The following is a 9,090-nucleotide window of genomic DNA, read 5'->3' on the forward strand; positions in this document are numbered from 1 at the left end:
TGACGACCCGCTCATGACCGACCAGAGACCGGGGGACCGGGCTCCACAAGGAGAGCAGGAGAACAGATGAACCGCTTCCCCGCACGTGCCATGACCGCCGTCGCGGTCGCGGCCCTCGGCCTCGGGTCGGCTCCGACCATCGCCCGGGCCGCCCCCGTCCGCCTCGCCGCGGGGGTGTCCGAGTGCGGCGCCCGCCTGGACGACTGGCTCAACGCCAACGGCGCCGTCTACAAGGGGGACCTGAGCAAGAGAGGCGGCAAGTCGATCAAGGCGGTGGTCGACATCAACCCCGAGGACGTCGTCCTGATCCTGGACGGCAACCGGATGGAGGGGCGGTCCTACAGGTTCGGGCAGCGCGCCATCGTCGTGGCCCGGAGGGGCTTCACCGTCCGCATGGTCGACCCCGTCTGCGAGGTGGGCACGACCGTCAGCGCGGTCACCCTGACGGTCGACAGCTCCCCAGAGCCCCTGGCGCACCGGGAGGGCCACATCGTCCGGACGCCCGGGTGACCCGAGGCAACGCCCGCGGTGGCTTTGTGGCCCCGCCCGGCCGACCCTGCACAGAAGCCTTGGTCGCCGGTCTCGATAGTGCTGACCTGCACCGTTCGCAATAGGCCTGGACGGCGTTCCAGTTACCTGCACGCCCGAATTCTCGAAGCGCGGCTGTCGGAAACACGTCACCGGCTCAGCGAGAGGCGTGTGACCGTCCAGGCTGACCACAATCACTTTCGGTCATCGATCAACCTCGAAATGTAATGCTGCTCATGCCGCTCCCGACCCCCGAGGGTCACAGATCCCACCGGGAGCCCGGACTCCACGAGTAGAGCAGGAGAACACATGAACCTCTCCGCACGCCTCATGACCACGGTCGCAGCCGCGGCGCTCGGCCTCGGGCTCGTCCCGGCCGCCGCCCTGGCCGCCCCGGCCCCCGCCCCCGCCGTCCAGCAGACGGACGACCGCGCGTGCGGCTCCCACCTGGAGGACTGGATCAACGGGAACGGCGCCGCCTACCTGGGGACGCTGAAGCACGTCGACGGCGGCCACGGAACGGTCGAGGCGAGGGTCGACATCAACCACGACGAGGTCGTCCTGACCCTGGACGAGAACCCGGGCGAGCCGGAGGCGTACGAGTTCAACAATGGCGTCATCACCTGGGGGGGGAATTCGGCAGGTCCGCCCGCCTGCACAAGCCCGTCTGCGAGGTGGGCACGATCGTGACCAAAGCCGAACTGGAGATCTACATCCCCCAGAGCCCGCCCGTGCACCTGAAGGGCGAGGTCGAGCGGGCCCTCGGCTGACCGTGAGCCGACGCTGAGCACAGACCGGACAGAGAAGGCCACCCCTCTGTCCGGTCTGTCCCTTCTACAGCGGGTAGGTGGAGTACGGGGGCTATGGTGCGAGTGATCGGGTGGGTTTCGGGAGGACCGGGACTCTTTCGCTCAAGGCCGCGCTGGAAGAACTGGGCTTCGGGCCCTGCCACCACATGCTCACGCTGGTGCGGGAACCGGCTCGGATCGCGATGTGGCAGCGGGCGAGCGAGCAGGCGGCGCGCGGGAACGCGGTCGACTGGGACGCCCTGTACGCCGGGTACGGTTCGGCGGTCGACTGGCCGGGGGTGCGGTACTGGCGGGAGCTCGTCGCCCATTTCGCCACCGCCAAGGTCATCTTGACGGTTCGCGACGCCGACCGCTGGTACGCCAGTGCCCGCCGGACGATCTACGCCAACGCCCAGATCCCGCGCACCGATCCGGCGTCGGCCGCGCGCCGGGAACTGAACCGCCGCGTGGTCTGGGACGGGCAGTTCGATGGCCGCTTCGCCGACGAACAGCACGCCACCGAGGTCTTCACCAGGCACAACGAGGCGGTGCGGCAGGAAGTCGAACCGCACCGCCTACTCGTGTACGAGACCGGCCAGGGCTGGCGGCCGCTCTGCGAGTTCTTGAACGCCCCCGTCCCCGCGACACCGTTCCCCTGGCTCAACTCCCGCGAGACCTTCGCCGACCTGTTCCCCACCGACTGACCCCAGGCCGCCCGCAGCACCCCTGAACGACCCTCACCAACTGACCCTGGCCGCCACCGGACGGTGATCGCTGCCGGTCCGCGGCAGCACCCACGAACTCCTCGGCTCCAACCCGCGCACCAGAATCTGGTCGATCCGCACCACGGGGAAGGACGCGGGCCAGGTGAAGCCGAACCCGTCCCCGGCCGCGTCCTGCGCCGAGCGCATCCGCGAGGTGAGGTCGTCGAACGCGCGGTCGCCGACGCTGCCGTTCAGGTCGCCGAGCAGCACCACCCGCTCGTTGCGCTCGGCGGCGACGGCCTGGCCGAGCGCCTCCACGCCCCGGTCCCGCTGCGCCGTCCCGAAACCCGCCCTCGGATTCACCCGCACGGACGCCAGGTGCGCGACGAACACCACCAGCGGCCCCTTGTCCGTGGCCACGGTGGCGCGCAACGACCGGTTCTCGTCCAACCTGGGCTGCTTGGCCCCCGCCAGCGGCCCGTAGTCCATCTTGATATCGATCGGCCGGACGTCCGACAGCGGCAGCTTGCTCCACAGCCCGGCCGTGCCCTGCACCGTGTGGTGCGGGTACGCCTTCGCCAGCTCCCTCTCATAGACGCCCGTGGCCTGACTGCCCAGCTCCTCCAGCGCCAGCACGTCCGCCCCGGACGCGGCCAGCTCCCGCGCGGTGCCCACCGGATCGCGATTGGCGGCCCCCACGTTATGGCTGGCCAGCGTCAGATCGCCGCCCGAATGGGATTTGCCGACGAGCGGCCCCCCGAAGAAATTCACCCACACCAAGACCGGCACCAGCAAAGCCACCGCCGCAGACGCGGAACGGCGCACCAACGCCCCGACCGCCAACACCGGCACACCAAGGCCGAACCACGGCAAGAACGTGTCGACCAGGCTGCCGAGCCGCATGCTCCCGTTCGGAACAAACGAGTGCAGCAGCATGAACAGGCCCAACAACACCGCCAGCGCCGCGAGCACCAGCCCGCGCCTCCAGACCCCCGGCCACGAGCCGCCCCCGCCGACCCGGGGCACGGCCGCGCGGGTATCAACGCGGTCGGTGGCGCCCTGACCGGCCACCACCGTGTCCACCTGCGTCAACGTCTGCCCAGACTCACTGCCCGTCACACCGGTCCCACTTCCGTCACCCCGTTGGACCGATCTGGCCCCCACCCCAATGGAAGCCGACCGACCGTCACAGCGGCGTATCCGATTTTCGATACACCCGCGATACACCCACCCCGCTACACTCCCCGCCCTCACCCCTTCCCCTGGTCAGTCGATCAGCGAACGCCGCCCCGGGCTCAACTCTCGACTTGTATCCCAAGCTCGGTGAGTAGTGCTTCGGTGAGCTGGGGTACCTGGGTGTCATCAAGGGTGCTTCCGGCCAGGCAGTTGATCCCGGTCAGCGTTGTGAGCGTGCTGCCGCGCAGGTCGGCTCCGCGCATGCGGGTGCGGGCGATCTGGGCGCCGGGCATCGGGCAGTCGGCGAGGACCGCGTTGTCGAGGCGGGAGTCGTGGATGGTGGTCTCACGGAGGACGCAGTCGGTGAACGCGACCGCACCGGTGGCGTGCAGGCCGGTGAGGTCGGCGTAGTCGAGGCGGCAGCGTTCGAAGATCACGTCGGCCAGGGTGATGTCGCCGGCTTGAAGGCCGATCATGCGGCAGCCGCGGAACATGCACCGGTCGATCTTGAGGTTGGTCCAGCGCGCCGAGGCGAAGTCGCAGTTGTCGAAGACGGTGTTGGTGAGGCGGGCCTCTTCGAGATGGGCTTCGGCCAAGGTCACGCTGGTGAGGCTGCAACCGGAGATGTCGCGTTCGGCGGCCCGCAGGCGTGACCAATCGGTGTTCCGGACGCGAAGGTCGGTCAGGTCGCCGCGGACGGGAGGCTGGGCGGCGGGGGTGAGCCGGTCCTCCGCGTCGGAGGGAAGCAAGATCTTCGCCTCGCGGATCTGCCGGATGTCCATGCGGGGCGCCTTCCGAACGGCCGGGCGCGTCCCGCTCGACCCGTGGGGTGAGCGGAACGTCCCGGGTAGTCATCAATTACCGCTTGCTCCAGTTGTCCCAGGTTGGACGGTTGTCCCAGGCTGTGGCCAGGGCCGGGGCGGTGGCGGTCACCTCGGCGACAAACTCCTCCACCGTAGTGTCGGTGGTGTTCTCCAGCGTTTCGAGGACGGGCATGGTGGTCACTCCTTGATGGTGTTGGCGAAGGCGTTGACGAGGGCTTGTCGGGTGTTGCGGCAGTGGGCGGTCTCGGTCGCGGCGAAGGTGCCGTGTTCGTAGTACCGGTTGCCGGCGTGTGCGCCGCGGCAGAAGTCGAAGAACGCGCAGCTGGCCTGGCAGTTGTCGAGGCCGTGCAAAAGTTCTCGGACGTAGCCGACCTGGTGCGCGCGGCGAAGCATGGTGGGCAGCGACTGGTGGAGCACGTTGCCGACGACGAAGTCGTGGTGCTCGGGGGCGTCGATGCCGAGCAGTTCCGGGGACATCAGCACGGTGTCGCCGTTCCAGGCGATTGTGGGGATCGGATCGTGTTTGGCCTTGGTCCATTCCTCCTTCCGCCCGTTGCGGGCTTGGGCCAGGTAGGCGCCAAGCTGGTCGATCTCCCGGACGGGCAGCCGGGAGGCCGTCCCTCGGTGGTGGCCGATCTGGTGGGCGAGGACGCTCCTCCAGAACGTCTCGGCGGCCGTGATGTCGACGGGAATGCGGGTGTTGACTCCCTCGTATTCCTCGATGTTGAACCCGACCTGGGTGCAGCCGAGTTGGTCGAAGAAGGTCATCAGGGCCTCGGGAGCGGTGATGGTCTGCGGGGAAACGACGCAGATCACGCTGAATGGAATCTGGTACCGGCGCAGCATGCCGATGCCGCGCATGATCCGGTCGAAGACGGGGTGGCCGGACCAGTCGGCGCGGTTGAGGTTCGCGGCCGCCGGGCCGTCGATGCTGACCCCGACTTCGAACCGGTAGTCGCGGAACAGCTCGCACCACGCGTGGTCGATCAGGGTCGCGTTCGTCTGGATCGCGTGTCTCACCTGCCCGGTCCGGCGCAGGTCCTCGAACACCTGGAGTCGTTCGCCGAACCGGAGGATGGGCATGGCGGTGGGCTCGCCGCCGTGCCAGACCACGTCGACCGGTTCGGCGGTCGGCTCGTGGCCGTGTTCGGTGGCCTGCTCGGCGATCGATGCCGCCGCCGCCTCGGCGACGGTCGGCGGCATTTCGTAGCGTCTCTTGCGGGTGGGCAAGTAGCAGTAGACGCAATCGAGGTTGCAGAGGCTCGTCGGCTGGAGGACGACGGTCCGAAAGGTGCGGCCGATCCGGTCGTCGAAGCATGGAGTGCCTAACGGCCAGGAAGGGGCGCCGTCGGCGTGAGCGTGGTAGGGAACTCGGGTGTTCATGCCGTCAGCATCGGCCGTTGGACGGCCGGATCCCGCTGACATTTCGATGTCATGACAAATGACCTGTCATCGCCTTTTCGATGACATGTCATAGGGGAGCTGACAGCCTGCGCGCGGTTTCCTGATCCGCCTGGTTGATCGTGATCGGTGGGCTATGGTGGCGGACGTGGCGCGACGTTCGATCCTCATCCGGGACGACGAGGTGACCAAGGACACCGGATTCGTCCTCATCTGCTCGGGCTATCTGGTCGAGCGGGGCCGGGTCCTGCTGGTACATCACAACCGGTTCGGCAAGTGGGTGCCGCCGGGCGGGCACATCGAACCGGCCGAGACGTTCGCCGAGACCGCCGTCCGGGAGTTCAAGGAGGAAACCGGGCTGCTGGTCGAGGTCCTGTCCGCCCAGCCGGTGATCCATCCCCCCGACGACAACGCCACCCCCGAGCCGGTCCCGTTCTATGTGGATCTGGAACGCGAGGGCTTCCGCATTCCAGCGATCGTCCAGTTCTTCTATGTCCGCCGGGTCGGCGGCGAGCAGGAACCGCGGGCCCAGCTCGAAGAGGTCGCCGACGCCGACTGGTTCACCTTCGGTGACCTCGCCGACCTACCCACCTTTGAGCAGGTCAGGTCTCTGGCTCGGTTCGCGCTTCGCAATTACCCGATCGAGGGCGAGCGGGCCTGACCGTGCGACGATCCGGCCTGGGCGTCACGGGAGCGGGCCCGGTGTACGGCTCTGCGAGGTGTCCTCGGTCTGGACGCGGTCGACTCGTGCGGCCAGGGCGTAGCCGCTCACCAGGCCGCCACTCCCGCCGACCTGGCCGCCGATGACCTGGCGGGGAACCACCAGCTTGATCGGTTTTCCGCCGAACGCGTCGGCGACCGCGTTGTTGAGCCGCTGAACGTACTTGGGCACTGATGAGGAGGCGACATGCAATGCGGCGGCGATCTGCGGGACTGCCAGCCCGCCGGGGGCGGGATGCAGAATTAGCGCCAGGTCGAACAGCCGCTGCGACACGGCGCAGGTTGCCGACGCTTCGGCGGTGCTCACCACGATCTGGCGGCCGTCCTGCATCAGCGAGATCTCGCGTATGTCCGGCGGCGCGTCCTCCAGCCGGACGGCGCCGGACCCGTCCGCCTCGGCCATACTGAGCCGACCGATCCGCAGGCGGGCCTCCTCGTATGCGGTGACGGTGTAGTAGGCCGCCCGGACGGTGGCGCGCTGCCCAGAGGCGCCGGGCTCGTTCCAGAGCCCGGCCTCGGGGTCCCAGAGATCGTTCATCAACCGCCAGGCTCGTGTCAGCCTGCGGTCATGCGGGTTGCCGCCGGCGTGGAGCACGCCCTGGACGCCGAGCGCGTAGGCCATGTGCTCCCAGGCGGTGCCCTGGACGTCCTTGTCGTCCTCGACGAAGGTCTCCCATCGATGATGGTTGCGCAGCAGCCACTGCCCGGCCTGAGTGACGATCTGTGCCGGACGCAGCCGCTGCGGCCTGCCATCCACCCCACCGACCTCGTGCGGTTGGTCCCAGGTGCGGGGGCCGCCCGCCGGGTGGCCACGTCGGCTCCCTGCCGCCGCGGCGACGGCCATCAGACACAGAGCCGTCTTGCTCGGGCTCGGCTCGGTGTCGACATAGGTCCGCCACCCCCAGGCGCCGCCTGCGCGACGGTGGTAGAGCAGCCCGGCCAGCCCGTGCCCGATCAGCGGCTCGACCCGGGCGGCCAGGATGCTGGTGTCGGTTCCACCGGGCAGCGTCAGCCCCGGGCCCAGCGCCGTCAACGCATCGCGCAGCCGCGACAGCGCCAGCACCGCCAGCGCGGTCTGGTGAAGCGAGGTGTCATCGATCCCGGCGACCTCCGGCCAGCCGTGCTCGATCCGGTGGCGATCGAGCCAGTCCACGCACCAGGCCGCGGTCTCGGCGACCTCGGGCTGGGTGAAGAACTCCGGGTAACGCAGCAGCCCGGTCAGCCCGAAGCAGACGAACCGGGTGTTCTCCCCGCGGCCGCCCTTCTGCCGGGGACGGCAATGTCGTTCGACCGCCTCGGCGAGGTAGGCCAACGCGTCGCGAGCCGGGGCGCCGCCGACGTCCGCGGCGCGCAGGATCGCCAGCGCTTCGCTGGTATTCACGATCGAGGACACCGACGACAGCGTCAGCCCCCACCCGCCGTCGAACCCCTGGCAAACCAGCAACGTCTGGGCCGCGCGGGTGACACGCCCGTCGTAGGCAGCGAGCCCGGCCAGCTTCATCGTCGACCACCCTCACTGCGTCCAGCGATAACGGCGTCCGGCTGAGGTCACGCGGTCACCGTGAGCATAACGATTCACGCCCAAGGTCAGGTGCCGGACGTGATGGAGCAGCGATAGGCACTTAGAGTCAATGATCTTTCACTATGTGTCATGATCGTGAGGGTCGCGGCGCGAGGGAGTCGAGGCAGGGGGACGGGGCCGCGCATCGCTGGGCGCCGTGGGTCTGGGGCCCCGCGTCAGTCATCGCTTCATCAATACGAAGGCGAGGAACGATGGGCATCTACACCAACCCGACGCGGTGCGGTTCGGCTGTGCTGCGGGGGGCCGTCCTGGCTGCGGGCGCCGTCATCGGCACGGCCGGGATAGGCGGCGGCGGCCTCGCCGATGCCTCCGGCGCCGAGGCGAAGTCGCGCTGCAACAGGATCGTCGCCGCGACCCCGGGCCACTGGACCGAGGACAGCGGCTGTGATTGGAGCACGCCTCGCGGAAAGGGGCCCTTCAGGGTCACCTTCTCGTGGGACATCGCGCCGAGCGGCACCAACCAGACGGCATGCGTCCAAGCCAAGGCGGACGCGAACGGCCCATGGCACAGCGCCGGGTGCGGCAAGCGAGGCGCCATCGGCCTTCCCGCGCCGGGCAACTCGATCGGCGCGTACCGGATTCGTGTCAAGAGCATGCAGCCCTTCAGCATCGCGCAGGTGCGGTGGGGCGGCGCGTAACGCCGACGGGGGTCAGGCGGGGGACGGGAGGCCGAGGGAGCGGATGAGGTCGATGATCTCGTCGCGGTAGAGGGCGGCGGGTTCGTGGGTGAGGCCGCGCAGGTGGCCGTAGATCTCCAGAGCCATCAGGCCGTGCATGCGGCCCCACACGCGGAGCGAGAGCGCGACGGCGGCCGGGGGCAGGCCCGGGAACCTCTCCTGGACGTGGGCGGCGAGGCCGGGGTCGAAGTCGTCCCAGGTGTAGCGGTGCAGGTCCCGGTGCAGGGGTTCGGCCTGCGGCCAGGCCGCGACGACGAGCCCGGTCAGGCCGGTGCAGGCGCGCTGCTCGGCCTCCTGCGCGGGCCCCTCGTCGGGCGCCTGGTAGCCCGACACCGGATCACCGTAGATCAGACGGAACCCCTCCGGATTGGCCAAGGCCCATTCGCGGACGGCCTGCGCCCAGGCCAGAATCCGGCCGCCCGGGTCGTCGGCCGGGACGGCGTCGCGCGCGGCCTCCGCGGTCTCCACGAGCGACGTGTAGACGTCGCTGATCAGCGTCGTGACCAGGTCGTCGCGGGTGGCGAAGTAGCTGTAGATCGCGCCCGCCGTCATGCCCATCTCGCGGGCGATGGCGCGCAGCGAGATCGCGTCGGGGCCGCCCTCCGCCATCAGCTTGAGCGCGATCGCCTTGATCTCCGAGCTGGTCTGCGCGCGCAGCCGGTCGCGTCGGCTCGTCGTCTGGTCCTTCAC

General features: G+C 69.3%; 11 protein-coding genes. 5 read left to right on the forward strand and 6 right to left on the reverse strand.

Going from position 1 to position 9,090, the window contains the following annotated elements:
• Positions 1 to 66: 66 nt before the first annotated feature.
• From K2F47_RS17255 to K2F47_RS17265, 3 genes are all read left to right on the forward strand, one after another.
• Positions 67 to 510, forward strand: a complete 444-nt coding sequence (locus K2F47_RS17255) for a hypothetical protein (RefSeq protein WP_242904458.1) — start codon at positions 67 to 69, stop codon at positions 508 to 510.
• 327 nt (positions 511 to 837) lie between these two features.
• The gene (locus tag K2F47_RS17260; RefSeq protein WP_242904459.1) at positions 838 to 1,218 is read left to right on the forward strand and encodes a hypothetical protein; all 381 of its coding nucleotides are present in this window, start codon (positions 838 to 840) and stop codon (positions 1,216 to 1,218) included.
• 190 nt (positions 1,219 to 1,408) lie between these two features.
• Positions 1,409 to 2,020, forward strand: coding sequence for a sulfotransferase family protein (locus K2F47_RS17265; protein ID WP_242904461.1), 612 nt, complete (start codon positions 1,409 to 1,411; stop codon positions 2,018 to 2,020).
• A 33-nt stretch (positions 2,021 to 2,053) separates the two neighbouring features.
• On the opposite strand, the gene K2F47_RS17270 is transcribed toward K2F47_RS17265, so the two are convergent.
• From K2F47_RS17270 to amcB, 4 genes are all read right to left on the reverse strand, one after another.
• Positions 2,054 to 3,046 (reverse strand): endonuclease/exonuclease/phosphatase family protein, encoded by a 993-nt coding sequence (locus tag K2F47_RS17270; RefSeq protein WP_372490873.1) that lies wholly within the window; start codon positions 3,044 to 3,046, stop codon positions 2,054 to 2,056.
• A gap of 269 nt (positions 3,047 to 3,315) precedes the next feature.
• Positions 3,316 to 3,978: a pentapeptide repeat-containing protein gene (locus K2F47_RS17275; protein WP_242904478.1), complete on the reverse strand. Its 663-nt coding sequence runs from the start codon at positions 3,976 to 3,978 to the stop codon at positions 3,316 to 3,318.
• A 76-nt stretch (positions 3,979 to 4,054) separates the two neighbouring features.
• Positions 4,055 to 4,192, reverse strand: coding sequence for a hypothetical protein (locus K2F47_RS17280; RefSeq protein ID WP_242904480.1), 138 nt, complete (start codon positions 4,190 to 4,192; stop codon positions 4,055 to 4,057).
• Positions 4,193 to 4,197: 5 nt separating this feature from the next.
• Positions 4,198 to 5,403 (reverse strand): cyclophane-forming radical SAM peptide maturase AmcB, encoded by a 1,206-nt coding sequence (amcB, locus tag K2F47_RS17285; RefSeq protein WP_242904501.1) that lies wholly within the window; start codon positions 5,401 to 5,403, stop codon positions 4,198 to 4,200.
• 166 nt (positions 5,404 to 5,569) lie between these two features.
• Here amcB and K2F47_RS17290 point away from each other — a divergent pair, with 166 nt between their 5' ends.
• Positions 5,570 to 6,082, forward strand: a complete 513-nt coding sequence (locus tag K2F47_RS17290; RefSeq protein WP_242904503.1) for an NUDIX domain-containing protein — start codon at positions 5,570 to 5,572, stop codon at positions 6,080 to 6,082.
• 24 nt (positions 6,083 to 6,106) lie between these two features.
• Here K2F47_RS17290 and K2F47_RS17295 read toward each other — a convergent pair whose 3' ends face one another.
• Entirely contained in the window at positions 6,107 to 7,642 is a 1,536-nt protein-coding gene (locus K2F47_RS17295; RefSeq protein WP_242904505.1) for a prenyltransferase/squalene oxidase repeat-containing protein, read from the reverse strand.
• Between the two features lie 272 nt (positions 7,643 to 7,914).
• On the opposite strand from K2F47_RS17295, the gene K2F47_RS17300 reads away from it, so the two are divergent.
• Positions 7,915 to 8,361 (forward strand): hypothetical protein, encoded by a 447-nt coding sequence (locus tag K2F47_RS17300; RefSeq protein ID WP_242904507.1) that lies wholly within the window; start codon positions 7,915 to 7,917, stop codon positions 8,359 to 8,361.
• 12 nt (positions 8,362 to 8,373) lie between these two features.
• Here K2F47_RS17300 and K2F47_RS17305 read toward each other — a convergent pair whose 3' ends face one another.
• A complete protein-coding gene (locus K2F47_RS17305; protein ID WP_242904509.1) occupies positions 8,374 to 9,090 on the reverse strand; it encodes a TetR/AcrR family transcriptional regulator in 717 nt (238 codons plus the stop codon).

This window comes from Actinomadura terrae (assembly GCF_022751215.1).
Lineage (GTDB): Bacteria > Actinomycetota > Actinomycetes > Streptosporangiales > Streptosporangiaceae > Spirillospora > Spirillospora terrae.

What these genes read in the sequence shown, in the direction of transcription:
- K2F47_RS17255 (WP_242904458.1), top strand. Translation starts at nt 67, where the DNA reads ATGAACCGCTTCCCCGCACGTGCCATGACCGCCGTCGCGGTCGCGGCC.
- K2F47_RS17260 (WP_242904459.1), top strand. Translation starts at nt 838, where the DNA reads ATGAACCTCTCCGCACGCCTCATGACCACGGTCGCAGCCGCGGCGCTC.
- K2F47_RS17275 (WP_242904478.1), bottom strand. Translation starts at nt 3,978, where the DNA reads ATGGACATCCGGCAGATCCGCGAGGCGAAGATCTTGCTTCCCTCCGAC.
- K2F47_RS17280 (WP_242904480.1), bottom strand. Translation starts at nt 4,192, where the DNA reads ATGCCCGTCCTCGAAACGCTGGAGAACACCACCGACACTACGGTGGAG.
- amcB (WP_242904501.1), bottom strand. Translation starts at nt 5,403, where the DNA reads ATGAACACCCGAGTTCCCTACCACGCTCACGCCGACGGCGCCCCTTCC.
- K2F47_RS17295 (WP_242904505.1), bottom strand. Translation starts at nt 7,642, where the DNA reads ATGAAGCTGGCCGGGCTCGCTGCCTACGACGGGCGTGTCACCCGCGCG.
- K2F47_RS17300 (WP_242904507.1), top strand. Translation starts at nt 7,915, where the DNA reads ATGGGCATCTACACCAACCCGACGCGGTGCGGTTCGGCTGTGCTGCGG.